This window comes from Acinetobacter sp. GN11, assembly GCF_054823985.1.
Map to the genome: position 1 here is coordinate 1 of NZ_JRVL01000032.1, position 21,094 is coordinate 21,094.

General features: G+C 41.2%; 25 protein-coding genes. 16 read left to right on the forward strand and 9 right to left on the reverse strand.

Annotated features, from left to right (window positions below; translation table 11 throughout):
• Nucleotides 1-671: SDR family oxidoreductase (locus NL42_RS04005; RefSeq protein WP_461311839.1), on the reverse strand; the 671-nt coding region annotated here is incomplete at its 3' end.
• Nucleotides 672-796: 125 nt separating this feature from the next.
• Here NL42_RS04005 and NL42_RS04010 point away from each other — a divergent pair.
• The gene (locus tag NL42_RS04010; RefSeq protein WP_461311840.1) at nt 797-1,699 is read left to right on the forward strand and encodes a LysR family transcriptional regulator; all 903 of its coding nucleotides are present in this window, start codon (nt 797-799) and stop codon (nt 1,697-1,699) included.
• Between the two features lie 60 nt (nt 1,700-1,759).
• Complete coding sequence (locus NL42_RS04015; protein WP_461311841.1) at nt 1,760-2,590, forward strand: AraC family transcriptional regulator; 831 nt, start codon at nt 1,760-1,762, stop codon at nt 2,588-2,590.
• Between the two features lie 8 nt (nt 2,591-2,598).
• Here the strand turns inward: NL42_RS04015 and NL42_RS04020 are convergent, their stop codons facing one another.
• Complete coding sequence (locus NL42_RS04020) at nt 2,599-3,201, reverse strand: LysE family translocator (RefSeq protein ID WP_461311842.1); 603 nt, start codon at nt 3,199-3,201, stop codon at nt 2,599-2,601.
• 155 nt (nt 3,202-3,356) lie between these two features.
• Between NL42_RS04020 and NL42_RS04025 the strand changes: the two genes are divergently transcribed.
• A complete protein-coding gene (locus NL42_RS04025; RefSeq protein ID WP_461311843.1) occupies nt 3,357-3,764 on the forward strand; it encodes a DUF2000 family protein in 408 nt (135 codons plus the stop codon).
• A gap of 77 nt (nt 3,765-3,841) precedes the next feature.
• On the opposite strand, the gene yghU is transcribed toward NL42_RS04025, so the two are convergent.
• The 3 genes from yghU to NL42_RS04040 all read right to left on the reverse strand — a co-directional run bounded on the left by yghU (nt 3,842) and on the right by NL42_RS04040 (nt 6,376).
• Nucleotides 3,842-4,690, reverse strand: a complete 849-nt coding sequence (gene yghU, locus NL42_RS04030) for a glutathione-dependent disulfide-bond oxidoreductase (protein ID WP_461311844.1) — start codon at nt 4,688-4,690, stop codon at nt 3,842-3,844.
• 33 nt (nt 4,691-4,723) lie between these two features.
• Nucleotides 4,724-5,350, reverse strand: coding sequence for a glutathione transferase (yfcF, locus tag NL42_RS04035; protein WP_461311845.1), 627 nt, complete (start codon nt 5,348-5,350; stop codon nt 4,724-4,726).
• Nucleotides 5,351-5,470: 120 nt separating this feature from the next.
• Nucleotides 5,471-6,376, reverse strand: coding sequence for a LysR family transcriptional regulator (locus tag NL42_RS04040; RefSeq protein ID WP_461311846.1), 906 nt, complete (start codon nt 6,374-6,376; stop codon nt 5,471-5,473).
• A gap of 110 nt (nt 6,377-6,486) precedes the next feature.
• Here NL42_RS04040 and NL42_RS04045 point away from each other — a divergent pair, with 110 nt between their 5' ends.
• On the forward strand, nt 6,487-6,918 hold the full coding sequence (locus tag NL42_RS04045) for a CidA/LrgA family protein (protein ID WP_461311847.1): 432 nt from the start codon (nt 6,487-6,489) through the stop codon (nt 6,916-6,918).
• Nucleotides 6,919-6,929: 11 nt separating this feature from the next.
• The gene (locus tag NL42_RS04050; protein WP_461311848.1) at nt 6,930-7,619 is read left to right on the forward strand and encodes an LrgB family protein; all 690 of its coding nucleotides are present in this window, start codon (nt 6,930-6,932) and stop codon (nt 7,617-7,619) included.
• A 7-nt stretch (nt 7,620-7,626) separates the two neighbouring features.
• Here the strand turns inward: NL42_RS04050 and pdxR are convergent, their stop codons facing one another.
• On the reverse strand, nt 7,627-9,117 hold the full coding sequence (gene pdxR / locus NL42_RS04055; protein WP_461311849.1) for a MocR-like pyridoxine biosynthesis transcription factor PdxR: 1,491 nt from the start codon (nt 9,115-9,117) through the stop codon (nt 7,627-7,629).
• 115 nt (nt 9,118-9,232) lie between these two features.
• Between pdxR and NL42_RS04060 the strand changes: the two genes are divergently transcribed.
• Together NL42_RS04060 and NL42_RS04065 are read left to right on the forward strand one after the other, a co-directional pair.
• On the forward strand, nt 9,233-9,868 hold the full coding sequence (locus NL42_RS04060) for an FMN-binding negative transcriptional regulator (RefSeq protein ID WP_461311850.1): 636 nt from the start codon (nt 9,233-9,235) through the stop codon (nt 9,866-9,868).
• Nucleotides 9,869-9,910: 42 nt separating this feature from the next.
• On the forward strand, nt 9,911-10,504 hold the full coding sequence (locus NL42_RS04065; protein ID WP_461311851.1) for a GNAT family N-acetyltransferase: 594 nt from the start codon (nt 9,911-9,913) through the stop codon (nt 10,502-10,504).
• A gap of 3 nt (nt 10,505-10,507) precedes the next feature.
• Here NL42_RS04065 and NL42_RS04070 read toward each other — a convergent pair whose 3' ends face one another.
• A complete protein-coding gene (locus tag NL42_RS04070; protein ID WP_461311852.1) occupies nt 10,508-11,500 on the reverse strand; it encodes an AraC family transcriptional regulator in 993 nt (330 codons plus the stop codon).
• Nucleotides 11,501-11,539: 39 nt separating this feature from the next.
• Nucleotides 11,540-12,370 carry an oxidoreductase gene (locus NL42_RS04075; RefSeq protein WP_461311853.1) on the reverse strand — a complete coding sequence of 277 codons (831 nt, stop codon included), beginning with the start codon at nt 12,368-12,370 and terminating at the stop codon, nt 11,540-11,542.
• A gap of 345 nt (nt 12,371-12,715) precedes the next feature.
• On the opposite strand from NL42_RS04075, the gene mdcA reads away from it, so the two are divergent.
• Genes mdcA through madM form a run of 9 tightly spaced genes read left to right on the forward strand, consistent with a single transcriptional unit; the run spans nt 12,716 to nt 20,021 of the window.
• Nucleotides 12,716-14,395 carry a malonate decarboxylase subunit alpha gene (mdcA, locus tag NL42_RS04080; protein ID WP_461311854.1) on the forward strand — a complete coding sequence of 560 codons (1,680 nt, stop codon included), beginning with the start codon at nt 12,716-12,718 and terminating at the stop codon, nt 14,393-14,395.
• Nucleotides 14,395-15,279: a triphosphoribosyl-dephospho-CoA synthase gene (locus NL42_RS04085; RefSeq protein ID WP_461311855.1), complete on the forward strand. Its 885-nt coding sequence runs from the start codon at nt 14,395-14,397 to the stop codon at nt 15,277-15,279. Before mdcA ends, NL42_RS04085 begins: the two co-directional genes overlap by 1 nt.
• Before the next feature lie 2 nt (nt 15,280-15,281).
• Nucleotides 15,282-15,581: a malonate decarboxylase subunit delta gene (locus NL42_RS04090; protein ID WP_004642485.1), complete on the forward strand. Its 300-nt coding sequence runs from the start codon at nt 15,282-15,284 to the stop codon at nt 15,579-15,581.
• The gene (locus tag NL42_RS04095; protein WP_461311856.1) at nt 15,574-16,425 is read left to right on the forward strand and encodes a biotin-independent malonate decarboxylase subunit beta; all 852 of its coding nucleotides are present in this window, start codon (nt 15,574-15,576) and stop codon (nt 16,423-16,425) included. The genes NL42_RS04090 and NL42_RS04095 overlap by 8 nt, the downstream gene beginning before the upstream one ends.
• Nucleotides 16,422-17,249, forward strand: a complete 828-nt coding sequence (mdcE, locus tag NL42_RS04100) for a biotin-independent malonate decarboxylase subunit gamma (RefSeq protein ID WP_461311857.1) — start codon at nt 16,422-16,424, stop codon at nt 17,247-17,249. The genes NL42_RS04095 and mdcE overlap by 4 nt, the downstream gene beginning before the upstream one ends.
• Nucleotides 17,240-17,848, forward strand: a complete 609-nt coding sequence (locus tag NL42_RS04105) for a malonate decarboxylase holo-ACP synthase (protein WP_461311858.1) — start codon at nt 17,240-17,242, stop codon at nt 17,846-17,848. The genes mdcE and NL42_RS04105 overlap by 10 nt, the downstream gene beginning before the upstream one ends.
• Nucleotides 17,849-17,860: 12 nt before the next feature.
• On the forward strand, nt 17,861-18,799 hold the full coding sequence (gene mdcH / locus NL42_RS04110; RefSeq protein ID WP_461311859.1) for a malonate decarboxylase subunit epsilon: 939 nt from the start codon (nt 17,861-17,863) through the stop codon (nt 18,797-18,799).
• A 48-nt stretch (nt 18,800-18,847) separates the two neighbouring features.
• Nucleotides 18,848-19,264, forward strand: coding sequence for a malonate transporter subunit MadL (madL, locus tag NL42_RS04115; RefSeq protein WP_461311860.1), 417 nt, complete (start codon nt 18,848-18,850; stop codon nt 19,262-19,264).
• Entirely contained in the window at nt 19,257-20,021 is a 765-nt protein-coding gene (gene madM / locus NL42_RS04120; protein ID WP_005132241.1) for a malonate transporter subunit MadM, read from the forward strand. The genes madL and madM overlap by 8 nt, the downstream gene beginning before the upstream one ends.
• 58 nt (nt 20,022-20,079) lie before the next feature.
• Here the strand turns inward: madM and NL42_RS04125 are convergent, their stop codons facing one another.
• On the reverse strand, nt 20,080-20,997 hold the full coding sequence (locus NL42_RS04125; RefSeq protein WP_461311861.1) for a LysR family transcriptional regulator: 918 nt from the start codon (nt 20,995-20,997) through the stop codon (nt 20,080-20,082).
• Between the last annotated feature and the right edge of the window lie 97 nt (nt 20,998-21,094).

Sequence of the window (21,094 nt, forward strand, 5' to 3'; positions counted from 1 at the left end):
ATGGCAACTACACTGGCAATTTCTTCAGGTGTTCCGATTCGTTCCAATGGAGCAAGTTTTGCAATAGCTGCCACTTGCTCATCAGTTTTTCCATTGTAAAAAAGGTCAGTACCTGTCGGGCCGGGCGCAACGGCGTTTACAGTAATATTTCGGCCGCGTAACTCATTTGCTAATACATGTACTAAGCCTTCTACACCCGCTTTCGAGGCAATATAGGGACCATATGAAGGAAAAGATTTGGCAATTACACTGGTTGAAAGCGTAATAATTCGGCCACCATCTGGAACTATTTCGGCTGCATGCGCCAAAATTAAAAACGCACCACGTAAATTGGTATGAATTACTTTATCGAAATCTGGCAGACCTTCAGGTGTAATTTTTGCCATAGGCATTATACCGGCACTATGAATCACAACGTCTAATTGACCGTTAATGGCTTTTGCTTCTTGAAACAAACGACTCACCTCATGTTCATTTGCAACGTCCGCTTGAATAGCTGAGGCTTGACCACCTTGCTCAATAATATGATCTACAGTGGCTTGGGCATGAACCTTATTGCCCGCATAGTTAACAATCACATAAAAGCCATCTTGAGTTAAACGTTCTGCAATAGCACGGCCAATACCACGTGATGCGCCAGTAACAAGAGCTGTCTTTTTTGAAATATTCATTTTTAGATTGCCAGTTTGAGTAGGTATGGCTTATTTTAATAATATAGAAATATGGGATAAATCTTCATATTTGGATAAGATAATTCCATATTTGTTAATAATAGATAGGGTTAAAAGCGAGCACCATGGACAAATTTGATACCTTGCAACTTTTTACCCGCATTGTAGAGCTGGGTAGTTTTAGTCAGGCAGCCGATCAGCTGAATATCCCACGTGCTACAGCAAGTAATGCCATTAAAGAGTTAGAGAATAATTTACAGTGTCGTTTGCTAGAGCGGACGACTCGGCATGTAAGACCATCACTAGATGGACAGGCATTTTATGAACGCTGTACACAAATATTATTGGAACTCGATGATGCCGAATCGTCCTTACGTAATGTAATTGCTCAGCCCCGTGGTTTATTACGTGTTGATTTATCAGGTGCACATGCGGCTAAAATTGTTTTACCTAATATCGACCAATTTCACGAGTTATATCCCGACATTGAACTTGTAATTAGTACGGGTGATCGTTTGGTTGATCTGATTCGGGAAGGGATAGACTGTGTGGTGAGAGCAGGACGTTTGGATGATTCCACTTTAATTGCTAGACATTTGGTCGATATGCCACAAGTCATTTGTGCAAGTCCTGACTATCTAAATAAACATGGAACGCCAGAGCAACCAGAGGATTTGTTATCACATTATTGTGTTAATTTCTTTTCGACATCAGGTGGGCGGAATTATCCATTTGAATTGATGGTGAATGGCAAAAAACAAGATTATTTTTTGAAAAGCTGGATCGCGGTAAATGATGCTGAAAACTATGTATTATCTGCTTTACGTGGAGCAGGTTTAATTCAGGTGCCGCGCTACCATGTAGCGAATGAGTTAAAAGACGGGCAACTGGTTGAGGTTTTATCTGAATGGGAAATCCCTAAGATGTCAGTTTCTGCTTTATATCCGCAGCATCGGCAGCTCTCGCCACGCGTACGCGTTTTTGTCGCTTGGCTGAGTGAGTTATATACAGGCTATTTTTCAAAATAATGATAGCGTATAACGTATAGGTGGAATGCTCTCTAGCACATATAAAATTTTGGTGAATATGTGATTGAATTACCCAATGCAAATGATTGGATTGTTAGAAATTCTGACCCGAATAGTCTCGAACGAATTGAAGCCTTTTTTACCGATCATGCTTATGAGTCGCATCGCCACGATACTTTTGCCATTGGTCGAACATTAACAGGTGTTCAAAGCTTTCATTACCGCGGAGAGATGAAACATAGCCAGCCGGGTATGACGATGGTTTTACATCCTGATGAAAAACATGATGGAGAGTCAGGTAGTCGAGACGGTTTTAGATATCGGATGGTGTACATAGAACCTGCAACCCTACAGGAAATTATGAAGGGGAAACCTTTACCATTTTTTGAAAATGGCTTGAGTCAGGATTCCCGTTTATTTAAAGCAACTGATGTTTTATTACAGGGGATGGATCAGCATATTGATCCTTTAGAAAAACAAGATGCTTTATATGATCTGGCAACCACACTTTATGAAATTTCTGGTAATAATCAGCGAACCTCACATGCTTATGACTATGTCGCAGCAGAGCGTGCTAGAGAATTTATACATGCTTCTTTATATGAAAATATCTCTTTAGATGATATTGAAAAAAATGTGGGACGAGACCGCTGGAGTCTTTCACGTGATTTTCGACTACTGTTTGGTACAAGTCCACATCGATATATGACCATGCGTAGATTAGAGGTTGTGAAGTCTTGTCTAATGTATGGAGAATCCTTGACTCAAGCTTCATTGATTGCCGGATTTTTTGATCAAAGCCATATGACACGGCATTTTGTAAAAGCTTTTGGTTTAACCCCAGCCAGATGGCGGATGATTCAAAAGTCAGCCCGTTTTAGACTGACATAGTTTATGTCTTAAATTAGATTCATGCCTGTCAAAAAATCATAAAGCATAAATATTCCTGAAATGATTAGCATCATTCCCATGGCTTTATTTAGACGATTAAACCAAATTTTATTTTTAATTTTTTTGCCTAACACTGCACCAGCCCACGAGTAAAGACAGGGTGCGCCAGCTGCACCAATCGAAATGAGCAAAGAAACCAAAAATATGTGAATGCCAGTAATGTGCGCAGTCGGGTACATAATCGTTGTAACAGGCAAAATAACCAAAATCCCTTTCGGATTTAAAGTTTGTATCCAAAAACCATTCCAGAAAGAAAGCGTCTGAATTTCAGTGGCTTCATCATTAATATCGATATCTGCCTTTAACATCTGAAACGCAAGATAAAATGTATAACATGCGCCGAGTAAGGCAATATAGTGCAGGGCTTTTTGTGGAATGATTGCGGCGCCTGCATATCCAAAAATCATGAATAACATCAGCATCGCACAGCCGACACCCATAAAAAAATAAATGGTTTTTTTAAACTGTCCTGTAAGTCCCGCATTCAAACCCATAAAATTTACTGGGCCAGGGCTATACATCACACTTAAGGTATAAAGAAAGATTTCCATAACGCATCTACTGAATCAAAAACAACCCAGCATAGTGACTCGTAAATTTAGGGTCTTGTACGTTTGTGATTGCGCTTGCACAAACGTACAAGACGAGAAAAATCGGGATTAGGCATGATGACTGACTTGAGATAAATGATTTAGGATAGAGGTCTATGTTTGACACAAAAATTGCGTTGATTGTCCGTAATGATCTTGCGACTTGGCAAAGGCTAAATGTTGTGGCTTTTTTGGCAACGGGAGTTGCGTCGGCTGTACCTGAAATGTTGGGTAAACCTTATATCGATGCAAATGGGTATGAGTATGGCAATATGCTAGGGCAGCCGATGTTGGTATTTGAAGGGGATTTATCAGGGCTACAAAAAGCGCATCGTAAGGGAATTGAGCAAGATTTAACGATTATTCCATATGTACATTCCATGTTTTCTACAGGAAATGATGAAGATAATCGGGCTGCTTTTTTAGCCGACGATGCAAATCAATTAAATTTGGTCGGGGTAGCGTTAAGAGGACCTAAGAAAGCAGTGGATAAGGCAATTAAAGGACTTTCATTACATCAATAGATTAAATAATTTTTAATATTGAAGATTAATAAAACCCACTATTTGAGCAAAAGTGGGTTTTATTTAAAAAATGACGATTAAATTTTATCTTGCGTTTTAGTCTCAAAATCACTTGCATCATGACGTTCATGTAACTGTGTTTCTAAATCGCCAAAAGTTCGGTTGACCATTCGTCCACGTTGAACAGCAGGGCGCGCCAGAATTGCATCAGCCCAACGCTTAACATTTTTATATTCATCAACACCTAAAAACTCGGCGCCGTTATAAACCCAGTTTTTAACTAGACCACCATACCAAGGGAAAGCAGCGATATCGGCGATGCTATATTCAGGACCAGCCAAATATTCATGCTTTGCTAGATGCTGATCTAACACATCAAGCAATCGTTTTGTTTCCATGGCAAAGCGGTTAATCGCATATTCAATTTTAACGGGTGCATAGGCATAAAAATGTCCAAAACCTCCCCCCAAATAAGGTGCGCTACCCATTTGCCAAAATAACCAATTGAGACATTCAGTACGTGCAGCAATATCGGTTGGAATGAAAGCTTTAAATTTTTCAGCTAAATAAAGCAAGATTGAGCCAGACTCGAAAACTCTTAATGGTGGGTTTTGGCTATGATCAACCAATGCTGGAATTTTAGAGTTTGGATTAACTTCTACAAAGCCACTGCTAAATTGCTGGCCTTCACCAATTTTAATGAGCCAAGCATCGTATTCAGCATCTTGATGTCCTAATGCTAAAAGTTCTTCTAGCAAAATAGTGACTTTTTGGCCATTAGGCGTTGCTAAAGAGTAGAGCTGGAGCGGATGTTTACCGACGGGAAGTGTATGCTCGTAACGCGCACCTGAAGTAGGTTGGTTTAAATCGGTTTTTTCTCCAGTCCATTGCCAAACTTGTGGAGGAATATAGTTTGAATCACTCATTTTTTATCTCGTGTTTGGTGTAAATATAAGGTTTTAGTTATGTCGCAAGGCAAGCCATTTTTGTACGGTCGGACGTTGCCATTGTTGTAATGCATAGGTTTTTAAGCGTTCTGGTACAGCATCACCATTTTGAATAAGGCGTTGCAACATTAGGGCAAGTTCAGCATCCACAATGCTCCATGAACTAAAAAGAAATTCGGCATCAGGCGCGAGAAGTTTTTCTGCAACAAAGAAAAGTTTCTCCGCAGCTTTTTCGCCTTCTTCTGAAAGTGGAGTTGACTTGGGTTGAATAAAAATAACATCGGTTGGACGCTCAGTTCTTAGTGCCACTAAGTCGGATCGGAGCCATGCCTGAATTTGTCTTGCTCTTGCACGTGCTTGAACATCTTTTGGATAAATAGATGTGTTTGGATAAAGCTCTTCAAGATATTCCAAAATGGCAGAAGATTCTGATAAGGCAAAACCATTATGCTCAAGTACAGGCACTTTGGCAGTTAGTGACTTTGCTACATAAGATTTTTCAAACTGGCCTTGCTGGTTTAAGTTGATGGTCGCTATTTCAAATGGAATTTGTTTTTCATGTAGCCCTACAAAAACTGTAAACGCGTAGGGGCTTAGAAATTGTGAATCTGTGTATAGCTTAAAATGTTCATTATTCATTGTTATTGTCCATGTCATAAAACAGAGTGAACTAGTCTAAGTGAGCTGATCCAAGATTGGGTAGCTTTTTTGTGGAAAAGCTTTATCGGTTTTTAAATTAAGCGACTTCAGTGCTTAACGTTAGGGCTTAATGTGCTGAAAATGTTGGCGGATAATGCTAAGCCAAGCTTGTACTGCTGGTGAGACAGGAAGATTCTTTTTCCAAGCCATCACTAAGTGCCACTGAATATTTGGTTTTTCAAGCGGTACCGCTGCAAATAAAGTAGGGTCAAGCATGTCGGTATAATATTGTGGCAGCAGAGCAATTCCCATACGTTGTAGCACCATATCTGCCAAGAGGTGCCATTGGCTGGTGCGACAAGCAATAGTTGGGTAAAAACCATGCTGCTTACAGGCATCGAGAATAATACTGTTTAAAGAGAAATTTTCTGGAAACATTAAAAATGATTGGTGTTGTAGCTCTTCTAGATTTATTTTTTTACGGGTTGCCCAAGTGGCATCACGACGTAAAAGAACCATTAAAGGGTAGTTACATAACTCAATGCTATTAAAGATTTGCTCATTAAAAGGCTGCAATAAAACACCAACGTCTAGCTCATTATTAAGTAAGGCTTGCTCAATACCACGTGAGCCCACTTCCATAAAAGCCAATTCAATCTCTGGCCATTGCTGATGATAATCAAACAGAGCAGTTGTTAGGAGCTGCGAACCTAAAGGCGGTACGCCAAGTTTTAAAGTCCCTGTTTTTAATTGTTGATAGTTTTCAATTTCAAGAAAGATGTTTTGTTCTGCCTGAAGAAGCTCGATCGCATGTTGATAAATGCGCTCTCCAATTTCAGTTAGTTCAATTTGTCTTTTTCGTCCATGATCAGGTTTAACCAAAAGCTGTACCTGAAGCTGCTCTTCAAGCTGCTGTAATATTTTACTAATAGTCGGTTGAGTCAGATACAACTCTTCAGCAGTACGGGTAAAACTTTTAGTTTTTACCAGTGTAACGAAGCACTGTAATGATTTTAGAGAAAGCATAATAAAGAATAGATTATTCCATTTTGGAATAATATTAACATGAATAATTCATATTTAGCAGCTTTAACCAAGATAGCATAATGGTGTAGTTAACCATTTAATTTCGTAAAATGAGTACTGAATCTGCTTCTGCAACACCGACACCACATCCACTTTTAGCTTTAATTAAACAAATTCTAATCTTGGCTGGATTTTGGTGGGTGGGATATCTCTTACATCAAAAACTCGGCGTACCTGTGTCGGCAGGCATTTTAGGTATGTTTTTATTGCTTTTATGCCTGTTCTTTAAAATTATCAAAATGGATCAGGTGGCAATGGGAGCAACCGTTGTTTTAGGTGAGCTGTTACTATTTTTTGTGCCCGTTGTGGTTGCCGTAGTCCAGTACAAAACTTTGTTTATGACCGAAGGTTGGCAAATTGTCTTGAGCATTGCAGTTGGGACTATTTCAGTCATGCTAAGTACTTGCTTAACCATTCACTATTACAATCGTTTGAAGGCTTATTTACAGGCTCGAAAACGTCTTCAACATAAGCATATCTAAGAGCAAATGACATGAATATCTGGTCAATTCTTTGTCTGATCTGGACTTTGGTCGCCTATGTTGTGGCAAAGCGGATCTATCAGAAAAATCCGAAACTTTGGTTATCACCCGCAATTAGTGTACCTGTACTCACCATTATTTTGATGACGTTTTTTGGAATTTCATATCAAACTTATGCTGAAGATACGCAGTGGATTGTTAATTTATTAGGACCAGCAACGGTTGCGTTTGCTGTACCGATTTATCGTTATCGGGAAACGATTCGTAAAAACCTTGGGGTCCTTTCGATTGCAATTATTGTGGGGATGAGTGTAGGTGTGATGTCTGCCTATGAAATGGCACAGTGGTTCCACTTTAGCCCAGAAGTGACCAACAGTTTGATGGCCCGTTCTATTTCAACACCATTTGCCATGATTTTAGCGGAAGATATTCACGGTTCGGCAGCATTGGTTTCTTTATTTACCGTCATTACGGGTTTGGTTGGTATGATTTGCGGCGATGCAATTTTAGCGATTACTAAAATCAGTTCTAACGTGGCAAATGGGGCAGCTTTCGGAAATGCAGCCCACGGTTTTGGTACAGTTAGAGCACAGCAGCGCAATAGTGAAGAAGGTGTAATTGCCAGTTTGACCATGGTCATTGCAGGTATTTTAATGGTATTGATTGGGCCATTTGCGATTCATCTATGGTTGCTGTTGTAGGCTTTGTCTAAGTCGGCTTGTCATGTTGTTGAATAATCTTTGATAGTTTTTTTATGGCTTGCCTCATCAGTTCGGGTTCAAAATCGCCTAAGCCAACAATTAACCCCGGACATTGTTGTTCTTTTGAAAATGTCGGTGAAATTGCTTTAATGGCAATGCCTGCATCGACTGCCGAGCTTGCAACTTCAATGTCATTAATATGATGAGCAAGCCATAACACCATATGCATGCCTTGATCGCCTGGCTGTAACCAAGCCAGTTCTTGAGGTATGTATTTGTCAATCAAGCCAATAATGTATTCACGGACTTCCGCATAGACATTCCGAGTCCGTCGGATATGCCGCTCTAAATAGCCTTCTTGAATAAAAGCACCCAAAACATGCTGGTCGGCAGCAGGTGGGTGTCGATCAATTAACACTCTGAGTCCACAAAAAGGTGCCACCAATTCTTTAGGCAATACTGCATAGCCAAGTCTAAGTGATGGAAATAACACTTTGCTGAAAGTACCCAGATAAATGACTTGGTCGGGTGCCATACCTTGTAACGATGGGAAGGGCTGTCCGTTATAGCGAAGTTCACTGTCATAGTCATCTTCAATGATCCATGCATTTTGCTGTTTTGCCCAAGCTAATAATGCCTTGCGTCTTGCTAGGCTCATTGGCATGCCAAGTGGATATTGGTGAGACGGTGTCACGAAGGCAGCACGTGCATTTTTCGAAAGTCTAATTCCGGTTTCAACTTGAATACCTTCTTCATCGACAGGAACACGCACCATCCGAATGTTTTGTACAGCATGTTCAAAAATGGCTGTTGTACCCCGATAAGCTGGATCTTCAATCCAAACTTCATCTTTTGCTTCAAATAAAATCTGGCTGCAAATATAAAGTGATTGCTGAATACCGGGTGTAATCACAATTTGTTCAGGTTCGCAGTGGACAGAACGTGAGCGGCGTACATAGTCTGCTATAGCAACTCTTAGTGATAACACGCCTTGAGGTTCGCCATAACCCGAAGGAGCACCTGCACCTCGAGATCTAAATTTATTACCAAACTTACGCCAGATGTCGCTCGGTTGGGTGCGGGCAATTGGAACAGACACTGCAAAAGGGGCATGAGGAAGTGGTTTAAACTCCTTAAGCACTTGGGCATAAGAAAGTGCTGACTTCGTCAAAGGGATTGAGTTAGGTGTGGTCTCTTTTTGAGAATGTTGCGGTGTATTTTTTTTAGCTAAAGCATGAGATACATAGGTGCCCGTTCTTGCTTGAGAGTCAAATACACCTTCAGCTAAAAGTTGATCGTAAGCTTCGATAATCGTTCCGCGAGCGACCCCAAGTGTTTGAGCCAGTTCACGTGAAGAAGGCAACGGATCGCCGGGCTGTAAATCACCACTTTGTACAGCTTCACGCAAAGCTTGGGTTAGTTGAGCACTTATCTTTCCTTGGCTTTTATTAATCTTTGCAATCGACGGAAGTTCAACAACTTTTGCCATTCTTGCCATAATTCTGGTCTACTTAAAAAAATACAAAGTGGTTCTTTTTAATAAACCACATAAACCAGAAAATTTACAACACAAAATATAAATAACCCTGATATTTACAACGAGGTTCTTAGCCATGTATATCCCTGATGATTATGCAGAAAACTGTTTGGATGTCGTACATTCTCTTATTACTGAATATCCATTTGGTGTGCTTTTTACTCATGGAAGTAATGGATTAGATGCAAATCATCTTCCGTTCGAGTTACAGGTAAATGAAGGGGACTTTGGCGTATTACATGCGCATGTGTCTAGAATCAATCCTGTCTGGCAGAACATTAAAAACGGAGATGAGGTCCTGGTGGTGTTTCAAGCTGGGGATGCTTATATTTCACCAAACTGGTATCCATCCAAACATGAGCAGCACAAACAAGTACCAACATGGAACTATAGAGTTGTACATGCATATGGCAAAGTGACAATTCGAGATGATGAACGTTATGTTCGCGGTGTGGTGGCTCGTTTAACCCGTACCCATGAAGCATCTCAACCTGAACCATGGAAAATGTCAGATGCACCAAAGGACTATCTTGAACCGATGTTAAAAGCGATTGTAGGAATCGAAATTGAAATTACCAAGCTTCAAGGCAAATCTAAACTTGGGCAAAACAAAGAGCGTCGTGACATTTTAGGTGCGGCAGATGGCTTAACGAAATCTGGTCATAAAACTATAGCGGATGCGATGTACAGTGTGGCTGAGTTAAATAAATAATTTTGAAAATATAAAATTTTAGTATTGATTGAGGAGACAAACATGTCTTGGACCACACCTGTTGAGCTGGTTGGTGAACACGTTATTTTAAAGCCGCTAGATGTAACTCAAGCTGAATCTCTAGCAGAAGCAGTTTGCGATGGAGAACTCTACAACCTTTGGTATACCCGTGTTCCAAGACCTGAACAAATGGCTGCTGAAATTGAAAGACGTCTTGGTTTGCAACAATCAGGAAGCATGTTGCCATTTTATATTGAAGACCGAAAAACTGGACAGGCGCTGGGTATGACAACCTTAATGAATATTGAAGTTGCCCATCGCCGTGTAGAAATTGGCTCGACGTGGTACCGAAAGTCTGCACAGCGTTCGCCTGTGAACACTGAGTGTAAAAAACTATTGTTGGCTCATGCATTTGAGTCTTTAAACTGCATTGCAGTTGAGTTACGTACATCTTCATTAAATATTCAAAGCCAAGCTGCGATTGTACGTTTAGGTGCAAAGCTTGATGGCGTACTTAGAAGTCATCAAATTGTCAAAGATGATATTTTGCGAGATACCCATGTTTATAGCATTTTAAAACATGAATGGCCTGCGGTACGCCAAAATCTGGAATGGATGTTGAACAAACCGCGTTAGGAATTAATGCAGAAGTCTATATTCTTGCGGAGTATTACCCGTCCAGTTTTTAAATGCTCTGCTAAAAGAATTGTGCTCTTGAAAGCCCAATAGAAATGAAATTTCACCCGTGCTCATTGATGATTTTTCTAAATAATGTTGGGCAAGCGATTGACGTGTTGCATCCAAAAGCGTTTTAAAATTAGTTTGCTCTTCTAAAAGTAGCCGTTGTAGCGTACGTTTGCTCATCGCGAGTCGTTGAGCAACATCTTCTATCGTACATAGTCCAGCAGGTAGGTTTTCTAAAAGTATAGCTTTAACTTTTTCGCTAACTGTTGCATCTTCATCAAGCTGTATAAGACTACGTTGCAAGTTTGGCTCGAAAAAAGACCACATGGTTGGGTTGGCTGTTAAAAAAGGACGTTCAGCATCTTGGCGTGAAAAGACAATTGAAATGTGTTCACTTTTTTGTGGAAGTACGCCAAAAAATGTTTTGTACTCTGCCAGATTATTAGGTAAATCGGGCAGTGTAACTTTCAAAGGTATAACCTGATGTCTTGTACATATTCTTGCTAATTGAGCAAAAAAGACCAGTTCTGACATGGCAAGACTTTGCGGCGTTGGCGTAGATACATTATAAAATTTGAGTTCTAGCGTTGTTGTGTCGTTATCAATTGCTACTTGTAACTGCATTGGCCCAACGAGTCTTTTAAATTCAGATAGACGCTGTATCGCAATATTAAAGTTAGGACTACAAATACAAGCAAAAATCGCTGGGTCAAAAAGCTCAACTGTAATCATTTGACCGATTTTTAAAGGTAAGTCATTTATTCCAGCAAGTTGTTCAATTGCGTGCCAAAAATTGAAATATTGAACGGGCGTAAGGCTTGCATCTTTACGGTTGAACAAATCAAGCGGTAGAGATGCCAAACGTAATGCATCTTCAAGATTTATGCCTAGGTCATTCAGTAATAACTTCCAATTGGTATTTAGGGCAAAATTTGAAGCATATTTCATTTGAGCATCTCAACATTAAACTTATACGGGTCACTTCATTTATTTAATAACTGACATCACCATACGATCAAACACACGGTCACCAAACCATTTACGTACAAATATCATCAGTTTGGCATATTTGCCACCCACATAACGTGTTTTAGGTGAGGATGCATGGACAGCTTTCATGAGCATATCAACGACAACTTGCACGTCTGAAAGTGCGCCTTTTTCAACAGAGGTATGTGTTGCATTAGCAACAGCGGCTGCCATATGGCTATAGGCACTTTGCCCTGAACGTTCCAGCATAGGTTGGATCATTACATCTGCAAATTCAGTTGCGATAGCACCGGGTTCAATGACAACAACATCAATATTAAATGATTTTAACTCTAAACGTAGACAGTCAGACCAGCCTTCAACTGCATGTTTACTCGCATGATACCAACTACCAAGTGGGGTATAAATTTTCCCGCCCATTGATGAAATATTGATAATTCGACCCTGCATTTTTTTACGCATACTAGGCAGAACCTTTTGAGTTAAATAGGCCATACCAAATAGATTCACTTCAAATTGATAGCGTGCATCGGCAAGTGTCGTATCTTCCATAGCACCATACATACCAAAGCCTGCGCAGTTAACTAAAATATCAACACCATGGGTTTCTTTTTCAATAGTTTTCACAACTTGGTCGATATCATCCTGATTGGTAATATCCATTTTTAATGTATGAGCACCAAGTGCATTTAGTTCTTGCATAGCATCAATGCGACGGGCAACGGCATAAACAGTTGCACCTTCTTGGAGTAATGCTTTGGTAAATGCTTTACCCATGCCAGATGATGCGCCTGTGATGAGAACGATTTTTTCTTTAACTGTGTTCATATTCTGTCTCTCAACTAAAGTTTTAAGGAACTTGCTTTTCGATAGAGACATCATAGAAATTTGAACGATATTTATCCAAATCGAATGGCGACAATCTTTAATCAAAGTACGCCAAATTTTAGTAAAGATCATTTATTAGAAATAGAAAGATAAACTCTGCATAAAGCGAAAGCTTATTTTTTGCTTAATCATGATGAACATATGGCAATTAATAACCACGGGATTAAAGCCATACTTAAATCATTAACCTGAAGTTAATAACAGCTCATCTAGGTTGATTGATCGAAACTCCATAAAGCGTTTTTATAGATACAGAACAAAACTGCGATCTATATAGGTAAGCACATGGAAGGATCAGTTCAGAATAAAGAACGGTTATGGACAAAGCGGCGTCATGCCAAACAATTAAAACTAGAGATGGCAAACCAATATACCGATGGAGTGGTAATTCCCACCCAAGACATTATTAAAGTCTTAGAAACATTGATTACGCCGGGTGACAGGGTTGTACTCGAAGGAAATAACCAAAAGCAGGCTGATTTTTTATCGCGTTCTTTGGCACAAACCAATCCAGATGTTTTGCACGATTTACATATGATCATGCCAAGCGTTGGGCGTTCGGAACATCTTGATCTGTTTGAAAAAGGTATTGCACGCAAGCTCGATTTCTCTTTTGCTGGTCCGCAAAGTTTGCGTATTAGCCAGTTGATTGAAGATGGATTATTAGAAATTGGTGCTATCCATACCTATATCGAACTATATTCACGTTTGGTGGTCGACCTTATTCCAAATGTGGTGCTCTCTGCTGGTTTTATGGCTGACCGTCAAGGCAATATCTATACAGGCCCAAGTACCGAAGATTCTCCAGCACTTATTGAACCTGCGGCTTTTAGTGACGGTATCGTGATTGTTCAGGTCAATGAATTGGTTGATGACGTCTCAGAGTTACCACGTGTCGATATTCCTGCTTCTTGGGTTGATTATGTGGTGGTAGCAGACCAACCATTTTATATCGAACCGTTATTTACCCGTGACCCGAAACACATTAAGCCTGTGCATATACTTATGGCGATGATGGCAATTCGTGGAATTTATGAAAAGCATAATGTGCAATCGTTAAATCATGGGATTGGTTTTAACACTGCGGCAATTGAACTGATTTTACCAACCTATGGCGAGTCTTTAGGTTTAAAAGGAAAAATTTGCCGAAACTGGACTCTTAACCCACATCCAACCTTAATTCCTGCCATTGAGACAGGTTGGGTTGAAAGCGTGCATTGTTTTGGTACCGAACTCGGTATGGAAAAATATGTTGCGGCACGTCCCGACATTTTCTTTACAGGTCGCGATGGTGCCTTACGTTCTAACCGCATGATGTGTCAGCTTGCAGGTCAGTACGCCGTTGATCTATTTATCGGTGCAACTTTGCAAGTTGATGGTATGGGACATTCTTCGACTGTCACCAAAGGTCGTTTGGCTGGTTTCGGTGGTGCACCAAACATGGGGCATGACCCACGCGGTCGTCGTCACGATACGCCAGCATGGCTGGATATGCGCTTGCAAGGTGCCAATGAAACAGAAACCTATTTGGCCCGCGGTAAAAAACTCGTTGTGCAAATGGTGGAAACCTTTCAAGAAGGTGGTAAGCCGACTTTTGTGGATCGTCTTGATGCGATTGATGTTGCTAAAACGGCTGGTTTACCTTTAGCACCGATCATGATTTATGGCGATGACGTTACCCATTTACTGACCGAAGAGGGCATTGCTTATCTATATAAAGCAAGCGGCCAAGAAGAGCGTCAAGCCATGATTGCCGCGGTGGCAGGGGTAACCAGTATTGGTTTAAGCCAAGATCCCAAGACAACGGCACGTTTAAGAAGCGAAGGCTTGGTGGTGTTCCCTGAAGATTTAGGTATTCGCCGTACCGATGCAACACGTGAGCTTTTAGCTGCAAAAAATATTGCTGACTTGGTGACATGGTCAGATGGTTTATATCAACCCCCTGCAAAATTCAGGAGTTGGTAATGATGGCACAAGTTCAATATCAAATACTTAGCGATAGTCAGCTTTTGGCAAGTTTAGCGGTTGAGGCTTTAATTGATGAAGTGAATCTGACACCAAAGCCAGCTTTGGTCGACCGTCGTGGCAGTGGCGCACATGATGATTTGACTTTGGAATTAATGGAGCGTTCTGCAAAAAGTTTAGGCCCAATGTTTGAAGCGATGGCCCAAGCTTCAATCCAGCACGGAACAGTGTGTCAGGCCTTGCGTGAAGACATTGGTGAAATTGGTCGCCAAGGTGAAAAGGTCATGATGTTGGCAACAGATGGAGTCAACACACACCGCGGTGCAATTTGGGCCTTGGGTTTAATGGTCACGGCAGCTGCATTGGCACGCACGAATCAACAATATTTATCGGCTGTTGAGTTGTGTCAGCTGGCAGGTCAGATTGCCCAGCTAGAAGATCGGTTTATTCCCAAACGGGCTTTGAGTCATGGTCAGCAGGTACAAAAAAAATTAGCTGTTTTAGGTGCAAAAGAACAGGCACAACAAGGCTTTCCAACCATTGTGAATTTTGGTTTAAAGCAGTTTTATCAAAGTCGCAGTAAACCCATGAAAGAAGAGTTTGCTCGCTTAGATGCTTTGCTTGCCATCATGACTGATTTGACAGATACCTGCGTACTTTATCGCTCTGGAACAAATGGCTTAAAGCGTATGCAACAAGGGGCTCAGCAAGTGCTCGATTTGGGCGGTAGTTCCAGCTTAGAAGGCCGACGTGCTTTGCATTTGTTAGAGATTGACCTACTTAGGATGAAAGCGTCTGCTGGTGGAGCCGCGGATTTGTTGGCAGCAACATTGTTTATAGATCGTGTTGAGCAGTCATCTGTCAAAAATAAAGAGGGATTTTGATTATGGAAACACTTCATTTTGAGTTTTTGGCGACAGAGCCACCTGTAAAAAAAGCATTAGTCGGATGTGTGGGTTCAGGTGATTTAGAAATTTTGATGGAACCTGGTGAGGCGGGAAAAACCACTATTCAGGTGGTGACTTCGGTGGATGGTAGCGTTGCACGTTGGAAAAATCTTTTTGAACGGATTTTTACAGCGCAAATACCACCAGCCGTCAATATTGATATTCATGACTTTGGTGCAACTCCCGGTGTCGTTCGTTTACGTCTGGAACAAGCATTGGAGGAGATTGCTCATGACTGATATCCAAAGTTTATTAAATAAACAAGATTTTATTGAACTGAGTGCAAGAGAACGTGCCAAGGCATTATTGGATGAAGGGACTTTCCGAGAGTTACTCGACCCATTTGCACGCGTCATGTCGCCTTGGCTTGTTAAGCAAAATATTGTCCCACAAGCAGATGATGGCGTGGTGATTGCAAAAGGATCTATTCAAGAACAACCAGTGGTTTTGATTTCAATTGAAGGTTTATTTCAGGGTGGAAGCTTAGGCGAGGTTGGTGGTGCCAAAATTGCGGGTGCCTTAGAACTTGCGGTTGAAGACAATCTTAAAGGCATTCCAACGGCTGCAATTTTACTGTTAGAAACGGGTGGGGTTCGCTTACAAGAAGCAAATCTGGGTTTGGCTGCGATTGCTGAAATTCAGGCTGCCATTGTGAACTTACGTCAGTATCAACCCGTGATTGCAGTGGTTGCAGGCAGTGTAGGGTGTTTTGGCGGGATGTCGATAGCAGCTGGTCTATGTAGCTATATTGTAATGACACAAGAAGGACGTTTAGGCTTAAATGGCCCACAAGTGATTGAACAAGAAGCTGGTGTACAAGAATATAACGCCAAAGATCGTCCATTTATATGGAGTATTACTGGTGGTAATCAGCGCTTCGCTAGTGGTTTGGCAGATGCTTATATAGACGATGATCGTCAAAAAATTCGTCAGCAAGTTATCGATTATTTAACTCAAGGCGTGCCACCGCAGCATCGTAGTTCAAATTACTCATTCTATTTAGCGCAGCTACAACAAGTCGATACTGCTGAGCAGATTACCCCAGCACAGGTTCAAGCTTTGTATCAAGGAGAGCAAGCATGAATATCGCCGTTGATACATTAAAAGCATCTACACGTGGTGCACATTGGTTTAAAGCACTCACGCAGGGCTTTAAGACAATTGAAGGTTTTCCAGCTTCGGTTTGGGTGGCTGATGGTCAAATCGACCAGCAAGCGGTACGTGTGATTGCAGTTGTCCAAGACAGTAATAATTTGTTCCCACGCGCGAGACAAGGTGAAGTTGGACTCTTGGAAGGCTGGAGCTTGGCAAAAGCAGTTGATGACGTTATTCAAGCCGATGCAAATGCAGAAACTAAACGCGGCATTTTATGCTTGGTTGATGTTCCAAGTCAGGCCTATGGGCGCCGTGAAGAATTATTAGGCATTCATCAGGCTTTAGCGGGTGCAGTAGACAGCTATGCCAGAGCCAGATTGGCCGGCCATGCTATTGTGAGTTTATTGGTTGGTAAGTCGATGTCGGGTGCTTTCTTGGCGCATGGATACCAAGCCAATCGTATTATTGCCTTAAAAGATTCAGGTGTTATGGTGCATGCGATGGGTAAAGAATCTGCTGCACGTGTGACCCAACGGTCGGTTGATGAGCTAGAACAGTTGGCTTCAAGCATTCCGCCAATGGCTTATGACATTGAAAGTTATGCCACGCTTGGTTTGTTATCTGAACTTTTATCTGTTGAAAACCCTGAACAACCTACAAACGATGATCTGTTGTTAGTGAAGCAGGCAATTGCTCAAGCATTTAAAGAAATTAATGCTGATCAATCTAGAGGATTGGAACAAAGACTTCACGGCCAAAACCGTCAAATGTCTAAAAAGGTCCGTGAATTATTGCGTGAGCAATGGTCATGAAACTTGATCTCGAAGCCCATGATTTGCTGTGGGGCATGACAGCCGACTGCTTGGCTAATGATGCTCCGCTTTGGGCGAAAGAGGTTTTGCTTCGAGGCGATCCTGTTGTGGTTCGACGGGCAATTACTCCTGTAGATCAGGTGGCTGTGGGGATACGAGGGCAATTCCGTTATCAACGATATGCCACGCAAATGCCAAGATCTGCTATTAGCAGACAACTTAAGCCAGAAGCACTGACTCACGTTAATACACAGCAGTTTGAGCATTTGGCAGAACGTTTGCAGAGTATTTCTAGCATTATGAAAAACTTTTCAGGATGTTGGGGCTATACAGGAAGTTTCGGGTTTGAGCTGGCAACTGGCATTGAAACAGTAACCGAGCAAAGTGACATAGATTTGTTGATCCGAGCTGAACAGCCTTTTGCCAAAAAGCAGGCAGTTGAGCTACTCGAAAATTTTCAGCAAGCAGGGCTGAATGTGGATATACAGCTTCAACTGCCACAAGGCGGTTTGGCGTTAAAAGAATGGGCTAGGAATAGCGAAAAAGTTCTATTGAAACGTTCCGATGGTGCTGTTTTAGTAGAAAACCCATGGAATTAGGGAATAGATATCATGGCTTCAATTTGGGTATATCCGGGGCAAGGTGTGCAACGAAGCAATATGTTGCACGACTTACCTCAAACCGCTCTGGTTAAAGAACACCTTGAGCGTGCATCGAATGCACTCAAAGAAGATGTCTTGATGTTGGATAGTCCGGCTGCATTGCAATCGACACGTTCAGTACAGCTTTGTTTACTTATTTCAGGTGTGGTGAGTTCAGCACTATTAACTGCTGAACTCACCACACCTGATTATGTTGCGGGCTTATCGATTGGTGCATGGTCGGCTGCGGTTGTAGCGGGAGTTTTAGCTTATGAAGATGCTATCCGTTTAGTTGCCTATCGAGGGGAACTCATGCAAAACGCCTACCCAATTGGCTATGGCATGATGGCCCTGATTGGTACAGACAGAGCAACCGTAGAAGCATGGGTAAAACAAATTTATGAAATAACGCCAGTGGTGTATGTCGCAAATATTAATGCACATAACCAAATCGTTATTTCAGGAAGTTTTGAAGCCATGAACCAAGTTGCTGTTTTGGCAAAGCAACAAGGCGTGGTGGCAAAAAAATTAGATGTATCGGTGCCATCGCACTGTGAATTATTAAGTCAGCAAGCAAAGCAACTTGCAGCGTCTATGGAGGGAGTGACTTTAAAGCAGCCTAAAATACGTTATTTAAGTGGTACAACGGCTCGTACGCTTAGCAGGCCAGAACAGATTAGTGATGACTTGGCTTTTAATATGAGTCGAACTGTAGATTGGGAAAGTACCATCCAAGCTGCATGGGAGCGAGGTGTGAGGTTACAGATCGAAGCTTTGCCGGGAACGGTGCTTACTACACTTGCACGCCGAACATTTAAAGAAGGAACTGTGTTGTCATTTCAAGGGACACGTATAGACACTATTCAGATGGCAATGCAAAAAGAACAGGACAATAGTTTTTCTTTTTGAATCTGATTTTACAAAAGTATAAATGATCCAAGGATATGAGGGATTGTCATGATTATATATGGAGTTGGTTTACTCGCACTTTGCACCTTGGTGGGTGTTATTGTTGGCGATCTACTGGGTATTTTATTGGGCGTAAAGTCTAATGTTGGTGGCGTGGGTATCGCCATGATTTTACTCATTTGCATACGGTTATGGATGGAAAAACGTGGCGTAATGACAGTTGAAACCGAAAAAGGCGTTTCATTCTGGGGCACCATGTATATTCCTGTTGTTGTTGCCATGGCAGCACAACAAAATGTGGTTACAGCATTATCTAGCGGACATATGGCCCTGTTTGCGGCGGTAGTTTCAGTTGTCGTTTGTACACTCACCATTGCGTGCTTAAGTCGCTATAACAAAGCAAGCCCTTTACCGAAGGAAGAAGACACCACATTAAACAGCATTGGAGGCAAAGTTCATGGTTGAATTATTATTAAAGGACTTAACCCATTTAGGCTTAATTACAGCTTTTGCCTTAATTGCTTTAATTATGTGGTTGTCGACCAAGCTATCTAAATATTTAACCAAGGGACGAGTGCATGCTTCAGCCATTGCAATTGTGATTGGTTTAATCTTGGCATGGTTTGGCGGAAAAATGACAGGTGGTGAAAAAGGCATAACCGATCTTGCGCTCTTTACGGGTGTTGGGCTGATGGGCGGTGCAATGCTTCGTGATTTTACCATTGTAGCAACGGCATTTGAGGTGCAAGCCACTGAAGCGAAAAAAGCTGGATTTATTGGCGCATTCTCTTTATTTCTCGGAACCATTTTGCCGTTTATTGTCGGTTGTATGTTTGCATGGATTTTTGGCTATCGTGATGCAGTAAGTATTACCACAATTGGCGCAGGTGCAGTGACTTACATTGTGGGACCAGTCACTGGTGCTGCTATTGGTGCGAGTTCTGAGGTCATGGCACTCTCAATTGCAACAGGTCTGGTGAAAGCAATTTGTGTGATGGTTTCAACACCGCTTACCGCAAAATTTATGGGACTCGACAATCCACGTTCTGCCATGATTTTTGGTGGCTTAGCAGGAACTGTAAGTGGTGTATCAGCTGGTTTAGCAGCTACAGATCGCCGTTTAGTGCCTTACGGTGCGCTCACGGCAACCTTCCATACAGGTCTTGGCTGCTTAATGGGGCCAACCGTTTTATTCTTTGCGGTTAAAGCTTTGGTAGGCTGATAGATATTTAATTCTTAAACAAAAGGGCTGTTGTTATCTAAAACAACGGCCCTTATTTTTATCTTTTAAAATTAGACGCAAACATGCGACATTCTGCGATTAAGGCCAATAAGTTAGGGTCACGTTCTTTACTTTTTAGAAAGACCAAGCCAATTTCTTGTTGCATGTGATATTGCTGTTTAAGTGGAATAAGTTTAACTGAACTTTCATAAACAGCCGAAATACGGCCGGGCAATAGGGCAAAACCTACGCCTGAGCTAACCATACTAATTAAGGTGAAAATATCATTCACTTGCAAAGCAACTTTAGGTGAAAAGCCAGCTTTTTTAAAAATGATATCGCTATCATTATGGGTGGCAAAGCCTTTGGTTAATGTCAGAAAAGTCTCTTCTTTTAATAGACTTAAATCAATTTCTTTAAACTCTGTATATTTAGAATCTTTATTGACTGCCAGAAAAATATCATCTGAAAACATTGGCAAAATTTCAAAGTCATCGTCTTGAGTCGTTTCATTTAACGCCACAATAATTGCATCAATTTCCGTTGCTTTAAGTTTTTTCACCAAATCCTGATTTGAGCTGAGTAAAAGTTGAATATCAAGCTCACTACGTCTGAGTTTAAGACCGCTAATCACATTTGGAATCGTATTTACAGTTAGAGAATAAAGAGAACCTAAATGTAAGACCTTGGCTGCAAAGCCAGCAGCTTCTCGGGTTTTATTTACGGTAATAAAAATGTCTTGTACGATTTTTTGCGCTCGTTCTTCAAACACATAGGCACTTTTTAAAGGAATTAAATTACGGCCTTCATTTTTAAATAAAGGACAACGTAAAGCGCTTTCTAAAGAGTGAAGTGCTTTGTGAACACTGACATTACTCAGCTCCATTTCTGTCGCTGTTTTAGACAAATTACCACAGCGCATAAAAGCTAAAAAAATCTGTATTTTTTTAAGGGTGAGTTCTTCATCAATTTCCATATAAATACCTTGAACCTGTTTCCCTTAAAACTATAGATTTGAACGATCAAGTTACCACAAAATAAAGACCATAAAATTGTGCTTAGGTCGAAGAGTT